Raw genomic sequence first — 24,552 nt, 5'->3', positions numbered from 1 at the left:
AAAAAATGCCAGCCGGGGAGGGCGCTCTCGGACTATTTAACATACTCGATTTCGTTGACGTACCAGCTTGCTTCACCCGCAGGCGTCTGGACAACGGCTAAATCGCCTACCTCTTTTTTCAGCAGGGCGCGGGCCATGGGTGAGTCGATAGAAATGTAATCCTTACGACCGAAAATTTCATCGTAGCCGACGATACGAAAACGCAGGGTGTCGCCGCTGTCGTTTTCAATTTCGACCCACGCGCCGAAGAAGACTTTACCTTCCTGCTGCGGGGAGTAATCGACAATTTTGAGATTCTCGAGGCACTTCGTCAGGTAGCGTACCCGGCGATCGATTTCGCGCAGCCGCTTTTTATTGTACTGGTAGTCCGCATTCTCGCTGCGGTCGCCCAGGCTTGCTGCCCAGGTGACTTTTTTGGTCACTTCCGGACGCTCTTCGCGCCACAGGTAATCCATCTCTTTTTTGAGTTTCTCGTACCCTTCACGGGTGATCAGAGGCGTTTTCATGGTGCAGCCTTTAATGCCGGTTAACTGTCTTTGCGCACAATACGTAGCGCACAGTGTAACAGACAAGATTAATAATGATTTATGTGATGAAATGAACAGATAAGCTGCTGTTAAATATGCTTTGTAACAATTTCGTCTAGAATTTATACCAGAATTTGCTGGTCGAACCCGTGCACTTTTTTAGAATACGCTGTTCCAGGCTTATCCGAACCTTTGGGAGTACACACAATGCAAGAGAACTACAAAATTCTGGTCGTAGATGACGACATGCGCCTGCGTGCGCTGCTGGAACGTTATCTGACCGAGCAGGGCTTCCAGGTTCGTAGCGTCGCGAACGCGGAACAGATGGATCGTCTGCTGACGCGTGAATCCTTCCACCTGATGGTGTTGGACCTGATGCTGCCTGGCGAAGACGGGCTCTCTATTTGCCGCCGTCTGCGCAGCCAGAGCAACCCGATGCCGATCATTATGGTGACGGCGAAGGGTGAAGAAGTTGACCGCATTGTCGGCCTTGAGATCGGCGCTGATGACTACATTCCAAAGCCGTTCAACCCGCGTGAACTGCTGGCGCGTATTCGCGCCGTGCTGCGTCGTCAGGCGAACGAGCTGCCGGGCGCGCCATCTCAGGAAGAGGCCGTCATTGCATTCGGTAAGTTCAAGCTGAACCTCGGCACCCGTGAAATGTTCCGTGAAGATGAGCCAATGCCGCTCACCAGCGGCGAGTTCGCGGTGCTGAAAGCGCTGGTCAGTCACCCGCGTGAGCCGCTCTCCCGTGACAAGCTGATGAACCTGGCGCGTGGTCGTGAATACTCCGCGATGGAGCGTTCTATCGACGTGCAGATCTCTCGTCTGCGCCGTATGGTGGAAGAAGATCCGGCGCATCCTCGTTATATTCAGACCGTGTGGGGTCTGGGCTACGTGTTTGTTCCGGACGGCTCTAAAGCATGAGGCGAATGCGCTTCTCGCCGCGAAGTTCGTTTGCCCGCACGCTGTTATTGATCGTCACCCTGCTGTTTGTCAGTCTGGTGACGACCTACCTGGTGGTGCTGAACTTTGCAATCCTGCCGAGCCTTCAGCAGTTTAATAAGGTGCTGGCATACGAAGTGCGTATGCTGATGACCGACAAACTGCAACTGGAGGACGGCACGCAGTTGGTTGTTCCCCCGGCGTTCCGTCGGGAAATCTACCGTGAGCTGGGCATTTCTCTCTACTCGAACGAAGCGGCGGAAGATGCCGGCCTGCGCTGGGCGCAGCACTATGAATTCCTTAGCCAGCAGATGGCGCAGCAGCTTGGCGGCCCGACGGAAGTGCGCGTTGAGGTCAATAAAAGCTCGCCGGTTGTCTGGCTGAAAACCTGGCTGTCACCCAACATCTGGGTGCGCGTTCCGCTCACCGAGATTCATCAGGGCGACTTCTCGCCGCTGTTCCGATACACCCTGGCGATCATGCTGCTGGCCATCGGTGGCGCATGGCTGTTTATTCGTATCCAGAACCGACCGCTAGTCGACCTGGAGCATGCGGCATTGCAGGTCGGTAAAGGTATTATCCCACCGCCGCTGCGTGAGTATGGCGCATCGGAAGTGCGCTCGGTAACGCGTGCGTTTAACCACATGGCGGCAGGCGTTAAACAGCTGGCGGACGACCGTACGCTGCTGATGGCGGGGGTCAGCCATGACCTTCGCACCCCGCTGACGCGTATCCGGCTGGCAACAGAGATGATGGGCGAGCAGGATGGTTATCTTGCAGAGTCCATCAACAAGGATATCGAAGAGTGTAACGCTATCATCGAGCAGTTTATCGACTACCTGCGCACCGGGCAGGAGATGCCGATGGAGATGGCGGATCTGAACGCAGTTCTGGGCGAAGTGGTTGCTGCCGAAAGCGGCTACGAACGTGAAATTGCGACCGACCTTCAGGCAGGTGAGATTCAGGTACGTATGCACCCGCTCTCCATTAAACGCGCGGTGGCGAATATGGTGGTCAACGCGGCGCGCTACGGCAACGGCTGGATCAAAGTCAGCAGCGGTACGGAACTCAACCGCGCCTGGTTCCAGGTGGAAGACGATGGCCCGGGCATTAAGCCTGAGCAGCGTAAGCACCTGTTCCAGCCATTTGTGCGTGGCGACAGCGCGCGCAGCACCAGCGGAACCGGCTTAGGCCTGGCGATTGTGCAGCGTATAGTTGATAACCATAACGGACTGCTGGAAATTGGCACCAGCGAGCGGGGCGGTTTGAGTATTCGTGCGTGGTTACCGGTGCCGGTTTTACGGGGGCAGGTGAAAGAGAGTTAAAAAAGGGGGGGGCCTGATGCCCTCACTTCGGCCCTCTCCCACGGGGAGAGAGAGAAAACATTAAAAAAGGCAACTTTCGTTGCCTTTTTGCTTTTACCTTGGTCCCGCACTCACCAGCGCAGCACCCGCCGGTGTGTCGGTATACTTCTCGAAGTTTTCGATAAACAGTTTCGCCAGCGATTCAGCCTTCTCACGCCACTGTTCCGGTGAACCGTAGGTGTTACGCGGATCCAGGATACGCGTATCCACGCCCGGCAGCGCTGTTGGGATCGCCAGATCGAACATCGGCAGCGTAAAGGTCTCGGCGTTATCCAGCGAACCATCCAGAATCGCGTCGATGATGGCGCGTGTATCTTTGATGGAGATACGTTTGCCCGTACCGTTCCAGCCGGTGTTCACCAGGTACGCCTGGGCGCCGGATGCCTGCATGCGTTTCACCAGCACTTCCGCGTACTGCGTTGGGTGCAGCGACAGGAACGCCGCGCCGAAGCAGGCGGAGAAGGTTGGGGTTGGCTCGGTCACACCGCGCTCGGTACCCGCCAGTTTAGCGGTAAAGCCGGAGAGGAAATGGTACTGCGTCTGGCTGGCGGTCAGGCGGGAAACCGGTGGCAGCACGCCGAACGCATCCGCGGTCAGGAAAATCACCTTCGTGGCATGACCCGCCTTCGACACCGGCTTGACGATGTTCTCGATGTGGTAGATCGGGTAAGAGACGCGGGTGTTTTCCGTTTTCGAGGCATCGTCGAAGTCGATAGAACCATCGGCACGCACGGTGACGTTTTCCAGCAGCGCATCGCGGCGAATCGCGTGGTAGATATCCGGCTCTGCCTCTTCCGACAGGCGAATGGTCTTCGCGTAGCAGCCGCCTTCAAAGTTAAACACGCCGTCATCATCCCAGCCGTGTTCATCGTCGCCAATCAGACGACGTTTTGGATCGGTGGACAGCGTTGTTTTACCGGTGCCGGAAAGGCCGAAGAACACTGCTACATCGCCTTTTTCCCCGACGTTCGCCGAGCAGTGCATGGAGGCGATACCGCGCAGCGGCAGCAGGTAGTTCATGACTGAGAACATCCCTTTCTTCATTTCGCCGCCGTACCAGGTACCGCCGATCAGCTGGATACGCTCGGTCAGGTTGAAGGCGATGAAGTTTTCGGAGTTCAGACCCTGCTCTTTCCACTGCGGGTTGGTGCATTTCGCGCCGTTCATCACGATAAAGTCAGGGGTGAAGTCTTGCAGTTCTTCATCGGTCGGACGAATGAACATGTTCTTCACGAAATGCGCCTGCCAGGCCACTTCAGTAATGAACCGTACGGAGAGACGGGTGTCGGCGTTAGCGCCGCAGAACGCATCGATAATAAACAGACGCTTGCCGGAAAGCTGATGGGTGACAAGTCCTTTCAGATGCTGCCAGGTTTCCGGGGAGAGCGGTTTGTTATCGTTCTTCCCTTTGCCCTTATCAGCCCACCACAGCGTATCGCGGGTGGTGTCGTCTCGGACGATATACTTATCTTTCGGCGAACGACCGGTAAAAATACCCGTATCGACGGCGATAGCACCCAGGTTCGTCAACACACCGCGCTCGTATCCTTCCAGTGCCGGATTGAGCTCTTCCTGATACAGCGTATCGTAATCGGGGTTGTAAACCACTTCCTGGACGTCGTGAATACCATAAGCCTTGAGATCTTGCGGGGTTAAACCATTAACACGCATATCACTGCTCCTTAGCCAATATGTACTGCCTGAAATTGTAGGGTTTTTCTGGGGATGTTAACCGCGACGGGGCTCATAGATTTACGTATCTGGTCAAAACCCTTACTAACGGAAAACGCTGCGACTCCAGTCACAGGGCGGGCAGATTATCGCAGGAATCGCTTTTTGGATGGGGAAAATGTTCTTAAAAGGTTAATCTCTGGTGAATTTATCCAGAAGAATGTGAATGTAATCGCATACATGTAAGAAAATTACGTAAGGGTTACATTGGGAAAACGATTCAGCTTGGGTGGGGGTTTTTTACCCCCCACCCCAAAGGGGTGAGGGTGTTCAAGTTCCCTCTCCCCGTTGGGAAGAGGGTTAGGGTGAGGGGAAAGAGGTTTAGTGAACCTGCGGGTCCGCTGGAGAGGCGTTATTGCGGATCTCCGCGATATCCATGGAATTGAACACGTAGTGCGTACCGCAGTAATCACAGTGCATATCGATCTCACCGTCTTCCGCCATGATGCTGTCGATCTCTTCATCCGGCAGCGTTTTCAGGGCGCCAGCACAACGCTCGCGAGAGCAGGTGCACTTAAATTCCACATCCTGCGGATCGTAAACCGTCACTTCTTCTTCGTGGTACAGACGCCACAGCACGTCGGTCGCCGACAGAGTGAACAGCTCTTCCGCTTTGATGGTTTCCGTCAGCGTTGCCAGATGCTCGAAATCATTGGTCTGCGCATCCTGCGCAGGCAGAACCTGAAGCAGCATACCACCGGCAGCAGGCTGACCATCCACTTCACCGGTGCGGATGAACAGGCGGGTTGGCAGCTGTTCGGAACGCATGAAGTAATCTTCCAGGCAGGCGGCCAGCGTGTCGCCTTCCAGACCGACAACGCCCTGATAGCGCTCACCCTCTTCAGGCGAGATCGTGATAACCAGATAGCCATTTCCGACCAGCGTTTTCAGATCCGCATTTTCAGGGATATCGCCCTGAACGCGCGCCACGCCGCGCATCTGCTGCTGGTTATTGCCGTTGATCACCGCCAGCGACATCGGGCCATCACCCTGCAACTGAACGGTAATATCGCCAGCGAACTTCAGCGTGGCGGTCAGCAGGCTGGTGGCAACCAGCAGTTCGCCCAACAGGGTTTTCACCGGCAGCGGGTAGTTGTGGTTTTCCAGAATCTGTTTCCAGGTTTCGGATACGGTGACCAGCTCGCCGCGCACGGCGAATTGTTCAAACAGATAGCGGTGTAATTGGTCGTGTTGGGCCATTTTCATCTCTCGTGCAGGTGAGGGTTACTCGCTCTCACCGTGTTTAAATTTCATCAGATCGCGGCGCTCTTTTTTATCCGGTCGCCGGTCCGGGTGAGGCATGGTCAGCGCATTCATCTTGCGCGCCAGCGCGGTTTTCTCGCGCTTCTCTATGCTTTCGGCCGTCTCTTCATACAGCAAAACGGCTTCGGTTGCGGGCCGCCGCTGCTCGGTAATGGCTTTCACCACCACCGTTTTCTCATCGTTGCCCTGGCGAAGCGTTAGCGTGGCATTCAGTTCAACCAGTTTGCTCGGTTTGCTGCGCTGACCGTTGTAATGCACCTTTCCGCCATCAACCATTTCACGGGCAAGGGCGCGCGTTTTGTAAAAACGGGCGGCCCACAGCCATTTATCCAGTCTTACCCCATCAGAGGGTTTTTCTTTCATGGCGTCTCCTTCACAGTGAGTGAGGGGATCATCCGGCGATAGTCGTTCAGCCCCGGATGTCGCAGATAGCTTTTTTCAGCCAGGCCGGAATCCGGATTAGTCACGCCCAGACAATAGCGAATGCCAAAAGCGGCCGCAGAATCCAGAATCGGCTCGCTGTCGTCAATAAACAGCGTGCGTTCCGGCTGTAAACCGGTCTCTTCCACCACGGCATGCCACAACCGCTGATCCTCTTTCGGATAACCAAATGTGTGGGTGGAAAGCAATAAATCAAGGTGTGAAGCAAGACCGGTATGTTCCAGCTTCACGGCCAGGTTATGGGGATGCGCATTCGTCAGCAAAATGCGGCGCTTACCGCAGGCTTTCAGCGCATCCAGGAACGGGACCGTATCGTCGCGCAGTACAGCGCGTGCGCCCTGGGCGGTGGTCATGGCACAAATATCCAAACCGAGTCGCTCGCTCCAGTAGTCAAGACAGTACCAGTTTAGCGTATGCTGCACCGCGCTATATTGCGAACGAATGAATTCCTGCGCTTCCGCCGGGGAGATCCCCTGCTGTTCACCGTATGTTTCCGGGACCAGCTTTTGCCAGAAATAGTTATCAAAGGCGAGATCAAGCAGCGTGCCGTCCATATCAAGCAGGACGGTATCGACCGCCTGCCAGTCGATATTAAGATGCATAAGGGGGAACTCCAGCCAGAAGAAACGTGCGCGACAGGGTAGCACAACTTGTCGCGCAGGGACGTTATCCGATCAGGCTCTCGGAAGAGGAGATCAGTTTCGGGTTAAGGCAATTTTCGTAGTAGGCCTGGATTTCTGCCAGCCGCGTGCGGGAACGCTGATAGCGGCGTACGGCCTGATAACCGTTCCAGACAATGCACGCCAGCATTGCAATCAGCAGCAGGGATGTCCCTATATAGCGCCACAGGCCAGCGCTATCCGGCATACGGTGCAGGCCAATATGACGCGTGCCGTTGGCGTCGGTAAAGAGGGTGGTGACGATCCCTTCCGCGCTGAATGGCGTCTGCATCAGCATCTGCGCCAGACGCTGGAATTCGCTCCACTGCTCCTGGGCAGGATAGTCATACAGCGAAACCTGCGGATAAGGTTGATCCACCAGGTCACTGCCTTCATCGCTGGCAATCACAAAACCGCCAGGCGCCGGGCTGTTAAGCGCCTGGGCGGCACGGGTGGTTTCACGCATCACGAAGGGAGCGGTAGAGGTCGCCACCAGGTTATCCAGCGACTCGGCGCTGACCGGACGCAGAAGCACGTTCACACCGTCCAGGCGTCCCGCTTCGGCGCGTTTCACCAGCGCGTCCCAGTCTTTGCTGTTGCCGAGGTTGACCAGCGCGTTCTTCAGCCGGATACAGTCATCCTGGGCGGAACAGAGATCCTCTGTTTTCAGGACGATTTCGCCAAAGTCATCCAGCAGCACCATGCCCGACTTCTGAATAGCCGAACGCAGGGCAGGGCTGACGCGAGAATCATCATCCGGTTTTGGATGGAGCTGGCGATTAATCGTCTGGGTGAGCGCGGTGGCCTTATTGACCACATCCGATTCCGGCAGCGGCAGCGGAGAGGCGTCATTCCAGATGATCTGAGAGCAGTCGAACGGCGCGAACGGCGAGTTCTGGCGCGTGTTCCAGGCGCCTGGCGTGTGGATATTACACATCCCGGTGCCTTTCAGCCGCAACGTATCCCCCACGCGTACCCCCGCTTCTTCGAGCTGCTGTACGCTGGTGGCTTCCACAGTTTGCGCCCCTTTGATCCACGACAGGGTAAATTTAATCGGCATATCCAGCGGCACGAAGAGCAGCAGCATGATGAAGATTAACGCGGCGCCACCGGCAATCACCGCGCTGCGGAGCCAGTGCTGAAGCGGGAAGTTTTTCACTTCGTCGTGCAGGGATAAGTAGCGCCCCTGGCGGACAACGTGGCGGTCGAGATAGATATCAATATCCGTTTTATGGCCAAGGTCCTGCGCAATCCACGGCTGCCAGTGGCGCGGATAGATAAGATCGATGATCCCGAGCGAGATATTGTTGATATGTTCCTGATCGTTCTCACCGAACAGTCCCCAGCGTTTTGGGGTTCCGCGCAGGCAGTGAATTTCGCGTAATGACGTTTTTGCCGGCGGAGCAAATATGCCCCACAGCCCGGCGGCCAGAAGCAGTACTGCGCCACCCGCGAGCCACGGAACAAACACGTCCGGCGTCAGCAGGCAGATGAAAAAGAGCAGGAACGAGGCGACAATCAACACCGCTTCGCGAATGCCATCCGGGCGGCTCAGGACGTACTCTTCATGCGTCTCCTGGCGGATGTTCAGCAGTTCAATCTGCTCTGTCTCTTCACCGCGAATAGAGGCCTGCGTTCCGCTTGCGCGTTCCAGCGCAAAGCGTGGCGCTTCCTGAACATATTCGCTCAGCGTATGACCATTGAGGGAGATAACCAGCGGCAGCGTATCGGTATGGATCAGCTCGACGCTGTTTTCGTCGTTGATATATTGCTCCCAGAAGGGAGGCAGGTGCACTTCAACAGAGTCGAGATAGTAACGCCACTTGTTGGGATCGTCGGTTGTTATGCCGTAGCGGGTAATGGAGCGCGTCACGCACAGAACGGTGTCGCTTTGGGCGTTAAGGTTGAGCGATACGGGGGCGGCGCTGGCACCGGTAGGGCCAGGCGAAAGCCGGGATCGGTTCAGCGTGTCGAGATACTGCTCAACGGTGCTGCGTTCCTCTGGCGAAAGCTTACGCGTGTTTGCCCCGGCGAACGCGTTCAAAAAGGGCAGCCGATAACGGCGATGTACGCGGCGCCTGAATACCCACACCGCAATCGACGCGCAGGCCAGCACAGCAGCGAGAAAAATCAAAATGGTGCTCATGCTTTCCCCATCTTACTTATCTTCTTACAGGTGTTGTCAGTCGCACCTTTTGTACAATGAATGAGATTCTGTGGTCGGCTATCGGCAAGTATGGAGTCTAACTTGAGCATGTTGACGCGCATCCCAGTGACCGGTAATGATAACAAAGCCTGTTCCGGCGCGATATCAGCAAATTCCTGGAAACATTTCAACCTCTTGACATTTGTTTTGAAATGAGAATCGCCTACAGTTACGTTGCATAAATGTAAATAAAGAGCAATTGACATTGCCGAAACCGTGCGGCGTATCGCACAATAAAGCCAGTTCACCCAGCAAAGACCCGTCAAGATGACCAAACCCTTACAAAAGCCCACCATTCTGAATGTTGAAACCGTCGCGAAATCGCGTCTGTTTAATGTCGAAAGCGTGGATCTGGAGTTCAGCAACGGTGTGCGTCGTGTTTATGAGCGTATGCGCCCCTCCTCGCGTGAAGCGGTGATGATTGTGCCCATCGTCGACGAGCACCTGATCCTCATTCGTGAATACGCCGTGGGCACAGAATCCTACGAGCTGGGTTTCTCCAAAGGACTGATCGACCCGGGCGAAACGGTGTTTGAAGCGGCAAACCGGGAGCTGAAAGAAGAGGTCGGTTTTGGCGCGAAAGAGCTGACGTTCCTGAAAAAGCTGAGCATGGCACCGTCCTATTTCTCCAGCAAAATGAACATCGTTGTCGCGGAAGATCTCTATCCTGAATCGCTGGAAGGAGACGAGCCGGAACCGCTGCCGCAGGTTCGCTGGCCGCTGGCTCATCTGATGGATTTGCTGGAAGATCCTGACTTTAACGAGGCGCGCAACGTGAGCGCACTGTTCCTGGTGCGGGAATGGCTGAAGGGGCAGGGGCGTTTGTAGCGCCACCATTAAAAACGGCAACCGAAGGTTGCCGTTTTGCATTGACGTTGTAGGCCGGGTCAGGCGTAGTCGCCACCCGGCTTTTTTGTTGGCGTCAGAACAGCTCGTGCGTCTCGCCGTTATCAATGATCTCTGTACCCACCTCATGCACTGCCTGCGTGGTTGGCTGCGTACCCTCGATGAAATACTCGGCACGGCTGTTACCGCCATTCGCGAGCTGTCCGGTACTGCGGTCGATATTCACCGTCACCACGCCCGGTGGAGGCGTTAGCGGCTGCTCTGGTACGCCCTCGAGAACGGCCTTCATGTATGCATCCCAGGCAGGTTGCGCACTCTTCGCGCCGCCTTCGTATCCGGAAATCTGATCTTTAATCGCGCCAGAGGCGGTGGTGCGCCCCAGATCGCGGCGGTGATCGTCAAAACCAATCCAGACGGAGGTGACAACCCCCGGGCCATAACCTGAGAACCAGGCATCTTTTGAACTGTTGGTTGTCCCGGTTTTGCCGCCGATGTCGTGGCGCTGCAAATCGCGGCCCGCTCGCCAGCCGGTGCCTTGCCAGCCCGGTTCGCCAAAGATGTTGGTGTTCAGTGCGCTCTTAATCAGGAACGACAGCGGCGTGCTGATCACGTGCGGGGCATACTCCTGCGCGCCACTCTGGGCGACCAGCGCCTGATTGGCCTGTTCCAGCTGAGGCTGCGGCACCGCCAGATTCTGACGTTCCTGAGAGATCGCCACATCTTCCATATCCTTGTTTTCCAGGACATTGGATTTTGGCGTGTCGCCGTAAATCACCGGAATATCGCATTCAGGGCAGGCAATTTTCGGTTTCGCTTCAAACAGTACGCCGCCCTGATCGTTCTCGATTTTGCTGATGAAATACGGATCGACCAGGAAGCCGCCGTTCGCCATCACCGAGTAGCCACGCGCAACCTGGAGCGGCGTAAAGGACGCGGAGCCGAGCGCCAGAGATTCAGTATGAACGATGTTTTGCGCCGGGAAGCCAAAGCGTTGCAGATACTCTGCCGCATAATCCACGCCCATCGCACGCATCGCGCGAACCATGACCACGTTCTTCGACTGGCCAAGGCCCTGGCGCAGACGGATAGGGCCAGCGTATTGCGCCGGAGAGTTCTTCGGCTGCCAGTCAGAGCCCGCACCGGCATCCCAGCGGGAAATTGGCACGTCGTTGAGAATGCTGGCGAGAGTCAGCCCCTTATCCATCGCCGCGGTATACAGGAACGGTTTGATGTTCGAACCAACCTGACGCAGCGCCTGGGTCGCGCGGTTAAATTTGCTCTGGTTGAAATCGAACCCGCCAACCAGCGCCATCACGGCGCCGTTCTGCGGATTGATGGAGACCAGCGCAGAGTTTACGTCCGGCACCTGCGCCAGCCACCAGGCATCACCGACCTGACGCACCCAGATTTGTTGTCCGGTTTGTACGACATCGGTCACTTTACGTGGCGTAGGCCCCTGAAGGGTGTCAGAACGGTATGGACGCGCCCAGCGGACACCCTCCATGCGCAGCGAAACGGATGTGCCATCGGCCATCATCGCCACTGCTTCCTGTGGATCGGCCTGGGTGACGACCGCCGGACGCAGCGGGCCATAGGTCGGCAGTGCTTTCAGGGAATCCGTGATTTTTTTACTGTCCCATGCGCCTTCACCCACTTTCCACAGCACGTTGGACGGGCCGCGATAGCCGTGACGCATATCGTAATCCATCACGTTATTACGCACCGCCTGCTGGGCAGCCTGCTGCACCTTGCGGGTCACGGTGGTATAGACGCGATAACCATCTTCATACGCTTTATCACCGTAGCGACTCACCATCTCCTGGCGAACCATTTCAGTAAGATACGGTGCAGAGAAGGCGATTTCCGGCGCATGGTAATTGGCGTCAATAACGTCGCTGCGCGCCTTATCGTACTCAGACTGGCTGATATAGCCTTCGCTCAACATACGCGACAGCACCACGTTACGGCGCGCGGTGGCGCGGTCCAGCGAGTAGAGCGGGTTAAACGTGGATGGCGCTTTTGGCAGGCCGGCAATAGTCGCCATTTCGCTCAGCGTGAGCTGATCGATCGGCTTACCAAAATAGACCTGAGCCGCAGCCCCTACGCCATAGGCGCGGTAGCCCAGATAGATCTTGTTGAGGTAAAGCTCAAGGATCTCGTCTTTGCTCAGCAGTTGCTCAATGCGGATCGCGAGGAACACCTCTTTGATCTTACGCATCAGCGTCTTTTCCGGGCTGAGGAAGAAGTTACGCGCCAGCTGCTGGGTAATGGTACTTGCCCCCTGAGAGGCATGACCGGAGAACAGCGCCACGCTTGCCGCACGGAAAATACCGACCGGATCGACACCGTGGTGCTCGTAAAAACGGCTGTCCTCGGTGGCGATAAAAGCCTTCACCATCACGGGTGGAATTTGATTTAAGGTCAGAGGGATACGACGTTTCTCGCCGTATTGCGCCATCAGTTCACCATCGGCGCTATAGACCTGCATAGGGATCTGAAGCCGCACATCACGAAGCGTGGCGACATCAGGGAGTTGCGGCTCGACATATTTGTACAAACCAATAATCGAGCCTGCTCCCAGCAGAATGCAACAGACTGCAAGGATCAATAAATACTTTACGAACTTCACCGGAGATTTCCCATTTGGTTTAGCCTGGGCAGTTTCTAAACAATCGCGCGGTAGTATAAAGGCAAGCCTGATTCATTGATATAGCCGTCACTCCGACGGGCGATAAGGAGATCGTGAAGCATGGCTTTTAAAACGTGGCAAACAGGCGTTCATATTCAACAGGATAAGGTGGTTGCGGTAGCGCTGACCAGAGAGCGGGCCGGTTGGCGTTTACGGCGCTGGTGGGCGGTACCGCTGTCGGACGGCGTTATCGGGGAAGGCAAAATACTTAAGCCAGAACAGCTGGTTAACGCATTACGTGGCTGGCGGAAAACATTGCCGCACTCGCACCGGGTATTTCTCTCATTTCCGGCGACGCGCGTTCTGCAACGCGCGTTGCCCCGTCCATCCGTTACCTTGCGTGACAGCGAACAGCTCACCTGGGTAGGCGCCGCATTAGCGCGTGAGCTGGAGATGCCCGCCGATACGCTCTGCTTTGACTACGCGCAGGATACGTTCAGCAACACTTTTCAGGTTACCGCAGCGCAAAACAGAGAGGTCGATACCCTGTTGACGCTGGCGAACGCGCTGCGTTTGCGTCTGGCAGCAATCGCCCCGGATGCCGGCGCGCTGGCTAATCTTCTCTCTGCTGTTGCCCCCGCCCGGTGCGTCGCCTGGAGAGATCAACACCAGTGGCTATGGGCGATGCGTCACCAGTGGGGGCGGCGCTACACCACAGAAGCGGCGACGGTGAATGAACTGGCGGCGCTGCTTGCGCTTTCTCCTTCTGATATCGCCGTGTTTGATGCTGCCCGCGATCCCTGGGAAGCGGTGACGCTGTGCCAGCCGCCGCTGCCGGAATGCGGTGCTGATTACACCGTCGCCCTGGCGCTGGCCATGAGCGAGGCGCCGTAATGAGCATGCCCAATCTTTTACCCTGGCGTCGGCAGCAACGTAATCAGCGCCTGCGTTTCTGGGGGCTGCTGTTTGCTGGCTCATGGCTGGTGATGCTGGCGGGGAGTATCAGCCTGCGGGCGACGCAGACTCTCGCATTGCAGGCGTTGCAGAGCGAACTGGCGGGGACACGTGCGGTACAGAAAGTATTGAGAGCCCGTCAGCCGCAGTCAGCGGGGCAGAAAACCCCTTCGCTGCCGTTTGATCCGGCCTGGCAACCTGCGCTGGAGTCCCTTGCCAGCGCAATGCCCCGGCAGGCGTGGCTAACGGCGCTGCGTTATCAGCCACCCTCGCTGACCCTGACCGGCTATACCACCTCACTGCCAGCGCTCACCGCCATGACCGATGCCCTGAAAAGGGTGACGGGATTTAACCCCGGACCGGCAGGCGAAATGCAACAGGATAGCCAGGGGCGATGGATGTTCTCTTTTCAACTGCATAGCCGGAGGTAGCCCGTGGGTATCTGGTATCAACGCTGGACTGATGCACGTCCTTCCCGGCGCGTCCTTTGCTGGTTGATCGCATCGGGGCTTGTTGCGTGGGCAATTTGGGGACTGCTGCTCAGGCCCGCAGCTCTGCGCTACACCGATATTCAGGCGCAGGCCATCAGTGCGAAGCGAATCAACGCCTCGCTGTGGCCAGAGGCCGGACGGCGAGCAGTGGTTACGCAAGTGACGCCCTCGCAGCCCTTTTCTCCCCTGGCTTTTCAGCGTGAGGGCGCAAGGCTGGTGTACTGGAAGCCGCAGCAGAGTGGGGGAGAGCTGGCGCTGGATGCCTCCTGGGGCGCGGTCCCGGCGCTCTTTTCCCGGCTGGCGCTTGAGAACGCGCGGGTGAGGGCGTTTTCCATCACCCCACAGGGCAAACAGTTACGCCTCAGCCTGCAACTGGAGATCGGTCATGCGCAGTAAAGCCCGTTTGCTGATCCTGCTTTCTCCGCTTTTCCTGACCGGGATGCGGGATCCCTTCTCTGTGCCGGAAGAGCGTTGCGCAGCCAGGCAGCTCAGCCAGTGGCGGTATCAGGGGATAGTCAGCGGCAGCAGGGATATCGGCCTTATGCAGGACGGGCAGAAGCGTTGGTACCGGGTAAAAACGCAGGTGCGGTTACCGACAGGCTGGCGGGTGAGCGCGATAGATAAACAACAACTGACCGTTGATGTCGGCGACATGTGCGAGCCGAAGCGATGGACATGGCAACGAGAAGGAACGAAAAAAAGTGAAGATAAGGATAGGGCTGTTACTGGCGGCACTCAGCCAGCCCCTGTGGGCCGCGACGCCAAAACCGGTCACCCTGCTGGTGGATGATGTCCCGGTGGTGCAGATATTACAGGCGCTGGTGGCGCAGGAGGATCGCAATCTGGTGGTGTCGCCGGATGTCAGCGGTTCGCTTTCGCTGAATTTAACGCGGGTGCCCTGGAGACAGGCGCTTCAGACGGTAGTGAACAGCACCGGGCTGGTATTGCGGGAAGAGGGCGGCATTTTTTATGTGCATACGGCGGCCTGGCAACGGGAGCAACAGACGCGTAAAGAGCAGGAGCGGGCCCAGCGTCTGCTTGACGCCCCGCTGCACTCTCACAGCATTCCGTTTGCTTATGCGGATGCTGCCGAATTGCAAAAAGCGGCAGAAAAGCTCTTAAGCCCGAAAGGCAGTCTCTCCGTCGACAAGCGCACCAACCGTTTCCTGGTCAGGGATAACCAGACGGTGGTGGATATGCTCCAGCGCTGGGCTGTGCAGATGGATCTGCCCGTCGAGCAGGTGGAACTGGCGGCGCAGATTGTGACCATCAGTGAAAAAAGCCTGCGTGAACTGGGGGTGAAATGGAACCTCGCTGACGCAACGGAGGCCGGTAAGGTGGGTCAGGTCACGACGCTGGGGGCGGACCTGTCGGTGGCCAGTGCAACCACCCACGCAGGGTTTAACATCGGGCGCATCAACGGCAGGATGCTGGATCTTGAGTTGTCGGCGCTTGAGCAAAAGCAGCAGGTGGATATCATCGCCAGCCCGCGGCTGCTGGCATCGCACATGCAGCCGGCCAGCATCAAGCAGGGCAGCGAAATTCCGTATCAGGTTTCCAGCGGCGAGAGCGGGGCGACGTCCGTTGAATTTAAAGAGGCGGTATTAGGCATGGAGGTCACGCCGGTGGTCCTGCCGGGCGGTCGCGTGCGCCTGAAACTGCATATCAGTGAAAATATGCCCGGCCAGGTGCTGCAACAGGCAGACGGCGAAACGCTGGCGATCGATAAGCAGGAGATCGAAACGCAGGTAGAGGTAAAAAGTGGGGAAACGCTCGCGCTGGGCGGGATCTTTTCGCAAAAGAATAAAACCGGACGCGACAGCGTGCCCGTGCTGGGCAACATTCCGTGGCTGGGTCAGCTGTTCCGCCATGACGGAAAAGATAACGAACGGCGCGAGTTAGTGGTGTTTATCACGCCACGTCTGGTCAGTATTCATTAATGGGTAACGATCCCCGCAATGATTTTGCATTCAGTTTGTTGCAGATGTTTGACGTGGGGCATGAATTAGCATACAAGGAGTACCGATTTGAGTTGGACTTACGTCTTATTTCCTTATGCGCCGGGAACGGTGATTTAATCAGTTGCCAAACAAGCCGGAGTATTGAGATAATTTTTCGTCTGACTCTCGCTCTATTGCAAATGAGGTTTCAGTTCATGTCCTGCTACGCCGGGTGTCTGCGCAGCGGGGATTACCATTAACGAATAGTCTTAGTAGTACCGAAAAAATGGCAGAGAAACGCAATATCTTTCTGGTTGGGCCTATGGGTGCCGGCAAAAGCACTATTGGGCGTCAGTTAGCTCAACAACTCAATATGGAATTTTACGATTCTGATCAAGAGATTGAGAAACGAACCGGAGCGGATGTGGGCTGGGTCTTCGACGTAGAAGGCGAAGAAGGTTTCCGTGACCGAGAAGAAAAAGTGATCAACGAACTCACGGAAAAACAGGGCATTGTGCTGGCAACTGGCGGCGGCTCTGTAAAATCTCGCGAAACCCGCAACCGTCTCTCCGCCCGTGGCGTAGTGGTCTATCTTGAGACGACCATCGAAAAACAGCTGGCACGCACGCAGCGTGATAAAAAGCGCCCGTTGTTGCAGGTTGAAACACCGCCACGTGAAGTTCTGGAAGCTTTGGCCGATGAACGCAATCCTCTGTACGAAGAGATTGCTGATGTGACCATTCGTACTGACGATCAAAGCGCTAAAGTGGTTGCAAACCAGATTATTCATATGCTGGAAAGCAACTGATTCTGGCTTTATATACACTCGCCTGCGGGTAAAAGCATTTAAGGTGGATGTCGCGTCATGGAGAGGATTACAGTTACTCTCGGGGAACGTAGTTACCCTATCACCATCGCGGCTGGTTTGTTTAACGACCCAGCTTCCTTCTTACCACTGAAAGCGGGTGATCAGGCGATGCTGGTCACCAACGAGACGCTGGCTCCGCTTTATCTCGACCGTGTACGTCACCTGCTTGAGCAGGCGGGCGTGAAGGTCGACAGTGTGATTCTGCCCGATGGCGAGCAGTACAAAAGCCTGACGGTACTGGATACCGTCTTTACCGCACTTCTGCAAAAACCGCACGGTCGTGATACAACACTGCTTGCCCTGGGCGGCGGCGTTGTGGGCGATCTGACCGGTTTTGCAGCCGCCAGCTATCAGCGCGGCGTGCGCTTTATTCAAATTCCAACCACGTTGCTCTCACAGGTCGATTCTTCTGTGGGCGGTAAAACGGCGGTTAACCATCCGCTCGGCAAAAACATGATTGGCGCGTTCTACCAGCCTGCCTCGGTGGTGGTGGATCTCGACTGTCTGAAAACCTTGCCAGCGCGCGAACTGGCGTCCGGCCTTGCAGAAGTGATCAAATACGGCATTATTCTTGACGGGGAATTCTTCACCTGGCTGGAAGAGAATATGGATGCGCTGCTGCGCCTCGACGGGCAGGCAATGGCCTACTGTATTCGCCGTTGTTGTGAGCTGAAAGCAGAAGTCGTTGCCGCAGATGAGCGTGAAACCGGCTTACGTGCTTTACTGAATCTGGGGCATACGTTTGGTCATGCGATCGAAGCCGAAATGGGCTACGGTAACTGGCTTCACGGTGAAGCTGTCGCTGCCGGAATGGTTATGGCGGCGCGAGCCTCTGAACGTCTGGGGCAGTTCAGGCCGGAAGAGACAGCACGTATCATCGCGTTGCTTAAACGTGCTGGCTTGCCGGTGAGTGGTCCGCAGGAAATGTCTGCGCAGGCGTACCTTCCCCACATGATGCGCGATAAAAAAGTATTGGCAGGTGAGATGCGTCTGGTACTCCCGCTTGCAATAGGGAAAAGTGAAGTGCGCGGCGGAGTGCCGCACGAAGTCGTACTTGGCGCTATTGCTGATTGTCAGCAGGCGTAACAACTAGAAAGGTCAGACCGCTGTAACAGGTGGTCGTTTTAGCTTCAGGTAAATGCAGAGTCGTTGGCAGAAGCCTTTGAGTGGGGTGTTAAATGGATGAATTCAAACCAGAAGACGAGCTGAAACCCGATCCCAGCGATCGTCGTACTGGTCGTTCTCGTCAATCTTCAGAACGTGATAACGAGCCGCAGATCAATTTTGACGATGTCGAACTGGATGCAGACGATCGTCGCCCTTCGCGTAGCCGTAACGCGCGAAATGAGCGAGAAGACGAGGAGTATGAATCCGAAGAAGAGTTAATGGATGAACAGCCTGTTGAACGTCGTCCGCGCAAACGTAAAAAAGCGGTAGCGGCAAAACCGGCCTCCCGTCAGTACATTATGATGGGCCTTGGCGTTCTGGTGCTGGTCTTGCTGATTGTCGGCATTGGGTCCGCGCTAAAAGCACCTTCTACCAATTCTACCGAGCAGACGGCGTCTGCCGAGAAGAGCATTGACCTGTCTGGTAACGATGCGAGCAACCAGGCGAATGGCGCTCAGCCTGCGCCGGGCACCACTTCCGCAGAGCAGACCGCAGGTAACACCAGCGCTGGCCAGGATATCTCTCTGCCGCCTGTCTCTGCGACCCCGACTCAGGGCCAGGCGCCTGCGACGCCTGAAGGTCAGCAGCGTGTTGAAGTTCAGGGCGATCTGAACAATGCGCTGATGCAGCCGCAGAATCAGGAGCAGGTTAACGCTGCCGTGGTGAACTCCACGCTGCCAACTGAACCAGCCACCGTTGCGCCAGTTCATGGCAGCAATGCCCAGCAGCAAACGGCGACAACGGAAACCAAACCGCGCCAGACGCAGACTGCGCCACGCCAGGAGCGTAAGCAGGCTGTGATTGAGCCGAAGCGTGAGACGAAACCGCAAACCGTGGCAAAAGCGCCAGAAACGAAAGCGCCAGCGCAGACCAAACCTGCTGTGAGCCAGCCGGTTAAAGCGCCAACGCCTGCGGCAACCACTGCACCGAAAGCAACGGCGACCACAACCGCGCCTGCTGCAACAACACCTTCTGCAACAACACCTGCGGCTCCCGCAGCCAAAACGGGCGCTGCATCAGGTAAAACGACGGGCAACGTGGGTTCTTTGCAGTCGGCCTCTTCCAGCAACTACACCCTTCAGCTGAGCAGTTCGTCTAACTATGACAACCTCAACGCCTGGGCGAAGAAATCGAATCTGAAAAACTACGTGGTTTATCAGACGACCCGTAACGGTCAACCGTGGTATGTGCTGGTGAGTGGTATTTATGCTTCCAAAGATGAAGCAAAACGTGCCGTTTCCACGCTGCCAGCCGACGTGCAGGCGAAAAACCCGTGGGCGAAGCCGATTCATCAGGTGCAGGCCGATCTGAAGTAATGTTTAAAGCGCAGGATGCTGTCGGAGCTTTCTCCACAGCCGGAGAAGGTGTAATCAGTTAGTCAGCATGAAAAAAAATCGCGCTTTTCTGAAATGGGCAGGGGGGAAATACCCCCTGCTCGACGATATTAAAAAGCACCTGCCGAAAGGCGAGTGTCTTATCGAGCCCTTCGTGGGTGCTGGATCGGTGTTCCTGAATACCGATTTTTCTCGTTATATCCTGGCGGATATCAACAGCGACCTTATCAGCCTCTATAACATCGTCAAACTGCGTACCGATGAGTATGTGGAAGAGGCGCGGAAGCTGTTTACGCCAGAGAACAACAACCCGGACGTCTACTATCAGTTCCGCGCTGAGTTTAATCAAAGCCAGGATCCGTTCCGTCGCGCGCTGTTGTTTCTTTATCTCAATCGCCATGGCTACAACGGCCTGTGCCGGTATAATCTGCGCGGTGAATTTAACGTGCCGTTTGGTCGCTACAAGCGCCCTTACTTCCCGCAGGATGAGTTGTACCACTTTGCTGAAAAAGCGCAGAATGCAGAATTCCACTGTCTCTCCTATGAGGAGTGCATGGAGCTGGCTGGCGTAAACTCGGTCGTCTACTGCGACCCGCCTTACGCCCCGCTCTCTGCGACGGCGAATTTTACCGCTTATCACACCAACAGCTTCAGCCCTGCCGAGCAGGCTCGTCTGGCTGAGATGGCGGAAAAGCTGGTCAGCAAAAGAATTCCGGTGTTAATTTCGAATCACGACACGCCTGATACGCGCGAATGGTACAAAGCCGCGAAGCATTTTCAGGTAAAAGTGCGGCGTAGCATTAGCAGCAACGGCGGCACACGTAAAAAGGTGGACGAACTTCTGGCGCTTTATCGACCCTGAGCCTTTGCCCGCCGGTAAACACATTTCAAGGAGATGCGGATGAAACAGTTTTTGATTGCCCCCTCAATTCTGTCGGCCGATTTTGCCCGCCTGGGTGAAGACACTGCCAAAGCTCTCGCGGCTGGCGCGGATGTCGTCCATTTCGACGTTATGGATAACCACTACGTTCCCAACCTGACCATCGGTCCGATGGTGCTTAAAGCACTGCGTAACTACGGGATCACCGCGCCCATTGACGTGCATCTGATGGTGAAACCGGTTGACCGCATCGTGCCTGATTTCGCCGCGGCGGGTGCCAGCATCATCACTTTCCACCCGGAAGCCTCCGAACATGTTGACCGCACGCTACAGCTGATCAAAGAGAACGGCTGTAAGGCGGGACTGGTCTTTAACCCGGCGACCCCGCTGAGCTATCTCGACTACGTGATGGACAAGCTGGACGTGATCCTGCTGATGTCCGTCAACCCGGGCTTTGGTGGTCAGTCATTTATCCCTCAGACCCTCGACAAACTGCGTGAAGTGCGCCGCCGTATCGATGAGTCTGGCTATGATATTCGTCTGGAAGTGGACGGCGGCGTGAAGGTCAATAACATCGGTGAGATTGCGGCGGCAGGAGCGGATATGTTCGTCGCAGGCTCCGCCATCTTCGATCAACCGGATTACAAAAAAGTCATTGATGAAATGCGCCGTGAACTGGCGAAGGTAAGTCATGGATAAATTGCAGGCTATTCGGGGTGTAGCATTTGACCTCGACGGCACGCTGGTCGACAGCGCGCCAGGATTAACCCGCGCCGTCGATCAGGCGCTGTATGCCCTTGAACTCCCCGTTGCAGGCGAAGAGCGCGTCGTGACGTGGATTGGTAACGGTGCAGACGTGCTGATGGAGCGCGCGCTGACCTGGGCTCGTCAGGAGCGTGCCTCTCAGCGTTCCGCGCAAGGTAAACCGAGTGTTGACCACGCGGATATTCCCCAGGATGAGCAGCAGCGTATTCTGCGCAAACTGTTCGACCGTTTCTACGAAGAGACCGTCGAAGAGGGCAGCTTCCTGTTCCCGGATGTCGCTGAAACGCTGAGCGCGCTACATGCCAAAGGCATCCCGCTGGGACTGGTGACTAACAAGCCGACACCGTTCGTTGCGCCTCTGCTGGAAGCGCTGGATATCGCGAAATACTTCTCCGTAATTGTGGGCGGCGATGACGTGCAGAATAAAAAGCCGCATCCGGAACCGCTATTGTTGGTGGCAGGAAAATTATCCTTAGCGCCTGCGGAGCTGCTCTTTGTCGGGGATTCCCGCAATGATATTCTGGCTGCCAGAGCGGCAGGTTGCCCGTCGGTTGGGTTGACCTACGGCTACAACTACGGTGAAGCCATTACGCTGAGTGAGCCGGACGTTGTGTTCGACCACTTCAAAGATTTGTTGCCCGCACTCGGGCTCTCGCACAGTGAACATCAGGAATTGAATAATGACTAAGCCCATCGTTTTTAGTGGCGCACAGCCTTCAGGTGAACTGACCATTGGTAACTACATGGGTGCGTTACGTCAGTGGGTGAGCATGCAGGATGACTACCACTGCATTTACTGCATCGTGGATTTGCATGCTATCACCGCGCGTCAGGATCCCGAGAAGCTGCGCAAAGCCACGCTGGACACCCTGGCGCTGTATCTGGCCTGCGGTATCGATCCAGAGAAGAGCACCATTTTCGTTCAGTCTCACGTGCCAGAGCACGCGCAGCTGGGCTGGGCGCTGAACTGCTACACCTATTTCGGCGAGCTGAGCCGCATGACCCAGTTCAAGGATAAGTCTGCCCGCTACTCTGAAAACATCAACGCCGGTCTGTTTGACTATCCGGTGCTGATGGCGGCCGACATTCTGCTGTACCAGACCAACCAGGTGCCGGTGGGTGAAGACCAGAAGCAGCACCTGGAGCTGAGCCGCGATATTGCCCAGCGCTTCAATGCGCTTTACGGTGACGTGTTCAAAGTGCCTGAGCCGTTTATTCCGAAATCCGGCGCGCGCGTGATGTCCCTGCTGGAGCCGACCAAAAAGATGTCCAAGTCTGACGATAACCGCAACAACGTTATCGGCCTGCTGGAAGATCCGAAATCGGTGGTGAAAAAGCTCAAGCGTGCGGTGACCGACTCCGACGAGCCGCCAGTGGTGCGCTACGACGTGCAGAACAAAGCGGGCGTGTCAAACCTGCTGGACATTCTCTCCGGTGTGACCGGACAGAGCATTCCTGAGCTGGAAAAGCACTTTGAAGGCAAGATGTACGGCCACCTGAAAGGCGAAGTGGCAGACGCCGTTTCCGGCATGCTGACCGAGTTGCAGGAGCGCTATCACCGTTACCGTAACGACGAAGCTTTCCTGCAAAAAGTGATGAAAGAGGGCGCGGAAAAAGCCAGCGCGCGCGCCTCCGAAACCCTGAAAGCGGTGTACGACGCGATTGGGTTTGTGGCGAAACCTTAAGCCGCTTTGCCGGGTGGCGCTAACGCTTACCCGGCCTACGGGACTTTGCAGGTCGGGTAAGGCGGAGCCACCACCCGACAAAACTGACGAAACAAAAAAACCGGGACATCCCCGGTTTTTTTACGCCTGAAAAACGCTTACTGCTGTACCGCCGGGCCGCAACCGCCGATGATCTTCGAAATGGAGATCGCCGGGTGAAGCAGGTAATCGTAGCTGCAATTATTTTTAGTATTTTGAACGTGACCGGTGCAGGCCGTCAGAGTTGATAACAGGCCGACCAGTACGGCAGCTTTTGCCAGTTTGAACATACGCATTCCTTGTCAAAAAATCGAAAATTGGATGTAACACGAGGGAATAAATGGAAAAGTTCCATTATGCGGGCGGTATGTTATCGACTGAGGTAAGAAGGGAGTAGTCCGCTTAAAGACTACTCCCGGGAGAGATTATGCGTTAGTGGCTGGAGAACCAGTTCAGTTTTTCGCGCAGGGCTACCACGCGACCCACCACGATCAGCGCCGGGCTTTCAACCTGCTGCGCCAGCTCGCCCAGCTGCGTCAGCACGCCATCGACCACGCGCTGCGTAATGGCGGTGCCGTTTTCCACCAGCGCGACCGGCATATCTGCTTCCATGCCGTGCTCCAGCAGTTTCGCCTGGATCGTGGCTGCCTGATTTAGCCCCATATAGAACACCAGCGTCTGCTTTTCAGCGGCCAGATTATGCCAGTCCAGTTCGCTGCCGGTTTTCAGGTGGCCCGTCACCAGGCGCACGCTCTGGGCATAGTCGCGATGGGTTAACGGAATGCCGGAATAGGCAGAACAGCCGGACGCCGCCGTAATGCCCGGCACCACGGAGAACGGAATACCCGCGTTGCACAGGGTTTCCAGCTCTTCGCCGCCACGACCAAAGATAAACGGATCGCCACCCTTCAGGCGCACCACGCGCTTTCCTTTTTGCGCTTCCCGCAGCAGGATCTGATTGATCTCCTCCTGCGGCACGCAGTGATAACCTGCCCGTTTGCCGACGAACACGCGGTCAGCATCGCGGCGCACCAGATTCATGATGTCATCAGAGACCAGACGGTCATACACCACGATGTCCGCCTGCTGGATCTGCTGGAGACCCTTCAGCGTCAGCAGGCCCGCATCGCCGGGACCTGCGCCCACCAGCACCACTTCACCGCGATGGTCCAGCGGCTCGCTCAGGAGCTGTTCGGTCGTCTCTTCAACGGCTTTGGTGTCCTGATTGGCAAGGGACTGCGCCAGCCTGTCGTTGACAAAGAACTTCTCCCAGAAGCGACGGCGTTCGCCCACGGTTGCGAAGGTTTGCTTCACGCGGGAGCGCAGCTCTCCGGCGTATTGGGCAATCTGACCAAGATGCTGCGGCAGCACGGCTTCCAGTTTTTCCCGCAGCAGACGGGCAAGAACGGGCGAGCGCCCGCCGGACGACACCGCAATCATCAGCGGTGAACGGTCAATAATCGACGGCATGATAAAGCTCGCCTCTTTCGGCGCATCCACCACGTTACAGAAGATGCGGCGCGCTTCGCAGGCGTCGCTGACGCGCTGGTTAACATCATCGTTATCCGTTGCGGCGATGGTCAGCCAGCAGGTATCCAGCAGGGATTCATCAAATTCGCCCTGCACCTGGGTGAGCATCCCTGCCTGCGCCCAGACGTCAAACTGTGGGGCGAAAGTGAGGGCGTTGACGGTCAGTCGGGCGCCCGCCTCTAACAGCAGGCGTGCCTTGCGTTCAGCCACATCGCCGCCGCCCACGAGCAGGCAGTCGCGGTTGCGTAATTGACAAAAAATCGGCAGGTGATCCACGACGTTACCTCACAGCATTCATGGCGGGGGAAG

The 24,552-nt window shown here is 56.4% G+C and carries 24 protein-coding genes; 15 read left to right on the top strand and 9 right to left on the bottom strand.

Going from position 1 to position 24,552, the window contains the following annotated elements; all coding sequences use genetic code 11:
- Window positions 1–32: 32 nt before the first annotated feature.
- Window positions 33–506: a transcription elongation factor GreB gene (gene greB / locus LOC22_RS09030; RefSeq protein WP_017384149.1), complete on the bottom strand. Its 474-nt coding sequence runs from the start codon at window positions 504–506 to the stop codon at window positions 33–35.
- Window positions 507–734: 228 nt separating this feature from the next.
- On the opposite strand from greB, the gene ompR reads away from it, so the two are divergent.
- Both ompR and envZ read left to right on the top strand, forming a co-directional pair.
- On the top strand, window positions 735–1,454 hold the full coding sequence (ompR, locus tag LOC22_RS09025) for a two-component system response regulator OmpR (RefSeq protein WP_001157751.1): 720 nt from the start codon (window positions 735–737) through the stop codon (window positions 1,452–1,454).
- The gene (gene envZ, locus LOC22_RS09020) at window positions 1,451–2,797 is read left to right on the top strand and encodes a two-component system sensor histidine kinase EnvZ (RefSeq protein ID WP_003861615.1); all 1,347 of its coding nucleotides are present in this window, start codon (window positions 1,451–1,453) and stop codon (window positions 2,795–2,797) included. The genes ompR and envZ overlap by 4 nt, the downstream gene beginning before the upstream one ends.
- Window positions 2,798–2,890: 93 nt before the next feature.
- On the opposite strand, the gene pckA is transcribed toward envZ, so the two are convergent.
- The 5 genes from pckA to LOC22_RS08995 all read right to left on the bottom strand — a co-directional run bounded on the left by pckA (window position 2,891) and on the right by LOC22_RS08995 (window position 9,076).
- Entirely contained in the window at window positions 2,891–4,507 is a 1,617-nt protein-coding gene (gene pckA / locus LOC22_RS09015; RefSeq protein ID WP_015571439.1) for a phosphoenolpyruvate carboxykinase (ATP), read from the bottom strand.
- A 381-nt stretch (window positions 4,508–4,888) separates the two neighbouring features.
- Entirely contained in the window at window positions 4,889–5,767 is an 879-nt protein-coding gene (gene hslO / locus LOC22_RS09010; RefSeq protein WP_023304550.1) for an Hsp33 family molecular chaperone HslO, read from the bottom strand.
- Between the two features lie 24 nt (window positions 5,768–5,791).
- Window positions 5,792–6,193, bottom strand: a complete 402-nt coding sequence (hslR, locus tag LOC22_RS09005) for a ribosome-associated heat shock protein Hsp15 (protein ID WP_003861618.1) — start codon at window positions 6,191–6,193, stop codon at window positions 5,792–5,794.
- Window positions 6,190–6,873 (bottom strand): GMP/IMP nucleotidase, encoded by a 684-nt coding sequence (yrfG, locus tag LOC22_RS09000; RefSeq protein WP_000550486.1) that lies wholly within the window; start codon window positions 6,871–6,873, stop codon window positions 6,190–6,192. The genes hslR and yrfG overlap by 4 nt, the downstream gene beginning before the upstream one ends.
- Before the next feature lie 64 nt (window positions 6,874–6,937).
- The gene (locus LOC22_RS08995) at window positions 6,938–9,076 is read right to left on the bottom strand and encodes an intracellular growth attenuator family protein (protein ID WP_047050486.1); all 2,139 of its coding nucleotides are present in this window, start codon (window positions 9,074–9,076) and stop codon (window positions 6,938–6,940) included.
- Between the two features lie 327 nt (window positions 9,077–9,403).
- Between LOC22_RS08995 and nudE the strand changes: the two genes are divergently transcribed.
- Window positions 9,404–9,964 (top strand): ADP compounds hydrolase NudE, encoded by a 561-nt coding sequence (gene nudE, locus LOC22_RS08990; RefSeq protein ID WP_003861622.1) that lies wholly within the window; start codon window positions 9,404–9,406, stop codon window positions 9,962–9,964.
- Window positions 9,965–10,058: 94 nt separating this feature from the next.
- Here nudE and mrcA read toward each other — a convergent pair whose 3' ends face one another.
- Entirely contained in the window at window positions 10,059–12,611 is a 2,553-nt protein-coding gene (mrcA, locus tag LOC22_RS08985) for a peptidoglycan glycosyltransferase/peptidoglycan DD-transpeptidase MrcA (protein ID WP_017384152.1), read from the bottom strand.
- A gap of 120 nt (window positions 12,612–12,731) precedes the next feature.
- Here mrcA and pilM point away from each other — a divergent pair, with 120 nt between their 5' ends.
- The 12 genes from pilM to trpS all read left to right on the top strand — a co-directional run bounded on the left by pilM (window position 12,732) and on the right by trpS (window position 22,695).
- Window positions 12,732–13,505, top strand: coding sequence for a pilus assembly protein PilM (pilM, locus tag LOC22_RS08980; RefSeq protein ID WP_017384153.1), 774 nt, complete (start codon window positions 12,732–12,734; stop codon window positions 13,503–13,505).
- A complete protein-coding gene (locus LOC22_RS08975) occupies window positions 13,505–13,996 on the top strand; it encodes a PilN domain-containing protein (RefSeq protein ID WP_017384154.1) in 492 nt (163 codons plus the stop codon). The genes pilM and LOC22_RS08975 overlap by 1 nt, the downstream gene beginning before the upstream one ends.
- Window positions 13,997–14,059: 63 nt before the next feature.
- A complete protein-coding gene (locus LOC22_RS08970; protein ID WP_176601646.1) occupies window positions 14,060–14,452 on the top strand; it encodes a DNA utilization protein HofO in 393 nt (130 codons plus the stop codon).
- A complete protein-coding gene (locus LOC22_RS08965; protein WP_230239491.1) occupies window positions 14,442–14,846 on the top strand; it encodes a HofP DNA utilization family protein in 405 nt (134 codons plus the stop codon). The genes LOC22_RS08970 and LOC22_RS08965 overlap by 11 nt, the downstream gene beginning before the upstream one ends.
- The gene (gene hofQ / locus LOC22_RS08960) at window positions 14,758–15,996 is read left to right on the top strand and encodes a DNA uptake porin HofQ (protein ID WP_017384156.1); all 1,239 of its coding nucleotides are present in this window, start codon (window positions 14,758–14,760) and stop codon (window positions 15,994–15,996) included. Before LOC22_RS08965 ends, hofQ begins: the two co-directional genes overlap by 89 nt.
- Before the next feature lie 286 nt (window positions 15,997–16,282).
- Window positions 16,283–16,804, top strand: coding sequence for a shikimate kinase AroK (gene aroK, locus LOC22_RS08955; RefSeq protein WP_003861630.1), 522 nt, complete (start codon window positions 16,283–16,285; stop codon window positions 16,802–16,804).
- A 57-nt stretch (window positions 16,805–16,861) separates the two neighbouring features.
- Window positions 16,862–17,950 (top strand): 3-dehydroquinate synthase, encoded by a 1,089-nt coding sequence (gene aroB / locus LOC22_RS08950; protein ID WP_003861631.1) that lies wholly within the window; start codon window positions 16,862–16,864, stop codon window positions 17,948–17,950.
- A 92-nt stretch (window positions 17,951–18,042) separates the two neighbouring features.
- Window positions 18,043–19,347 carry a cell division protein DamX gene (gene damX, locus LOC22_RS08945; protein WP_017693869.1) on the top strand — a complete coding sequence of 435 codons (1,305 nt, stop codon included), beginning with the start codon at window positions 18,043–18,045 and terminating at the stop codon, window positions 19,345–19,347.
- Between the two features lie 67 nt (window positions 19,348–19,414).
- Entirely contained in the window at window positions 19,415–20,227 is an 813-nt protein-coding gene (gene dam, locus LOC22_RS08940) for an adenine-specific DNA-methyltransferase (protein ID WP_033488054.1), read from the top strand.
- Window positions 20,228–20,266: 39 nt separating this feature from the next.
- A complete protein-coding gene (rpe, locus tag LOC22_RS08935; protein WP_003861634.1) occupies window positions 20,267–20,944 on the top strand; it encodes a ribulose-phosphate 3-epimerase in 678 nt (225 codons plus the stop codon).
- Window positions 20,937–21,698: a phosphoglycolate phosphatase gene (gene gph, locus LOC22_RS08930; protein WP_017384158.1), complete on the top strand. Its 762-nt coding sequence runs from the start codon at window positions 20,937–20,939 to the stop codon at window positions 21,696–21,698. Before rpe ends, gph begins: the two co-directional genes overlap by 8 nt.
- Window positions 21,691–22,695, top strand: a complete 1,005-nt coding sequence (gene trpS, locus LOC22_RS08925; protein ID WP_015571430.1) for a tryptophan--tRNA ligase — start codon at window positions 21,691–21,693, stop codon at window positions 22,693–22,695. Before gph ends, trpS begins: the two co-directional genes overlap by 8 nt.
- Before the next feature lie 137 nt (window positions 22,696–22,832).
- Here trpS and LOC22_RS08920 read toward each other — a convergent pair whose 3' ends face one another.
- Window positions 22,833–23,003 carry a YhfL family protein gene (locus LOC22_RS08920; RefSeq protein ID WP_230239490.1) on the bottom strand — a complete coding sequence of 57 codons (171 nt, stop codon included), beginning with the start codon at window positions 23,001–23,003 and terminating at the stop codon, window positions 22,833–22,835.
- A 142-nt stretch (window positions 23,004–23,145) separates the two neighbouring features.
- The gene (gene cysG / locus LOC22_RS08915) at window positions 23,146–24,519 is read right to left on the bottom strand and encodes a siroheme synthase CysG (RefSeq protein ID WP_045328514.1); all 1,374 of its coding nucleotides are present in this window, start codon (window positions 24,517–24,519) and stop codon (window positions 23,146–23,148) included.
- Window positions 24,520–24,552: the final 33 nt, after the last annotated feature.

Origin of the sequence: Enterobacter sp. AN-K1 (assembly GCF_020971765.1) — a bacterium.
GTDB classification, from domain to species: Bacteria; Pseudomonadota; Gammaproteobacteria; order Enterobacterales; family Enterobacteriaceae; genus Enterobacter; species Enterobacter hormaechei_C.
Note: the sequence above shows the minus strand (reverse complement) of the source record. Positions and strands in the feature narration are given on the sequence as shown.

Bases quoted from the DNA above. Each gene is read 5' to 3' on its own strand.
- greB (WP_017384149.1), bottom strand. From the start codon at position 506: ATGAAAACGCCTCTGATCACCCGTGAAGGGTACGAGAAACTCAAAAAA.
- ompR (WP_001157751.1), top strand. From the start codon at position 735: ATGCAAGAGAACTACAAAATTCTGGTCGTAGATGACGACATGCGCCTG.
- envZ (WP_003861615.1), top strand. From the start codon at position 1,451: ATGAGGCGAATGCGCTTCTCGCCGCGAAGTTCGTTTGCCCGCACGCTG.
- pckA (WP_015571439.1), bottom strand. From the start codon at position 4,507: ATGCGTGTTAATGGTTTAACCCCGCAAGATCTCAAGGCTTATGGTATT.
- hslO (WP_023304550.1), bottom strand. From the start codon at position 5,767: ATGGCCCAACACGACCAATTACACCGCTATCTGTTTGAACAATTCGCC.
- hslR (WP_003861618.1), bottom strand. From the start codon at position 6,193: ATGAAAGAAAAACCCTCTGATGGGGTAAGACTGGATAAATGGCTGTGG.
- yrfG (WP_000550486.1), bottom strand. From the start codon at position 6,873: ATGCATCTTAATATCGACTGGCAGGCGGTCGATACCGTCCTGCTTGAT.
- LOC22_RS08995 (WP_047050486.1), bottom strand. From the start codon at position 9,076: ATGAGCACCATTTTGATTTTTCTCGCTGCTGTGCTGGCCTGCGCGTCG.
- nudE (WP_003861622.1), top strand. From the start codon at position 9,404: ATGACCAAACCCTTACAAAAGCCCACCATTCTGAATGTTGAAACCGTC.
- pilM (WP_017384153.1), top strand. From the start codon at position 12,732: ATGGCTTTTAAAACGTGGCAAACAGGCGTTCATATTCAACAGGATAAG.
- LOC22_RS08975 (WP_017384154.1), top strand. From the start codon at position 13,505: ATGAGCATGCCCAATCTTTTACCCTGGCGTCGGCAGCAACGTAATCAG.
- LOC22_RS08965 (WP_230239491.1), top strand. From the start codon at position 14,442: ATGCGCAGTAAAGCCCGTTTGCTGATCCTGCTTTCTCCGCTTTTCCTG.
- aroK (WP_003861630.1), top strand. From the start codon at position 16,283: ATGGCAGAGAAACGCAATATCTTTCTGGTTGGGCCTATGGGTGCCGGC.
- aroB (WP_003861631.1), top strand. From the start codon at position 16,862: ATGGAGAGGATTACAGTTACTCTCGGGGAACGTAGTTACCCTATCACC.
- damX (WP_017693869.1), top strand. From the start codon at position 18,043: ATGGATGAATTCAAACCAGAAGACGAGCTGAAACCCGATCCCAGCGAT.
- dam (WP_033488054.1), top strand. From the start codon at position 19,415: ATGAAAAAAAATCGCGCTTTTCTGAAATGGGCAGGGGGGAAATACCCC.
- rpe (WP_003861634.1), top strand. From the start codon at position 20,267: ATGAAACAGTTTTTGATTGCCCCCTCAATTCTGTCGGCCGATTTTGCC.
- gph (WP_017384158.1), top strand. From the start codon at position 20,937: ATGGATAAATTGCAGGCTATTCGGGGTGTAGCATTTGACCTCGACGGC.
- trpS (WP_015571430.1), top strand. From the start codon at position 21,691: ATGACTAAGCCCATCGTTTTTAGTGGCGCACAGCCTTCAGGTGAACTG.
- LOC22_RS08920 (WP_230239490.1), bottom strand. From the start codon at position 23,003: ATGTTCAAACTGGCAAAAGCTGCCGTACTGGTCGGCCTGTTATCAACT.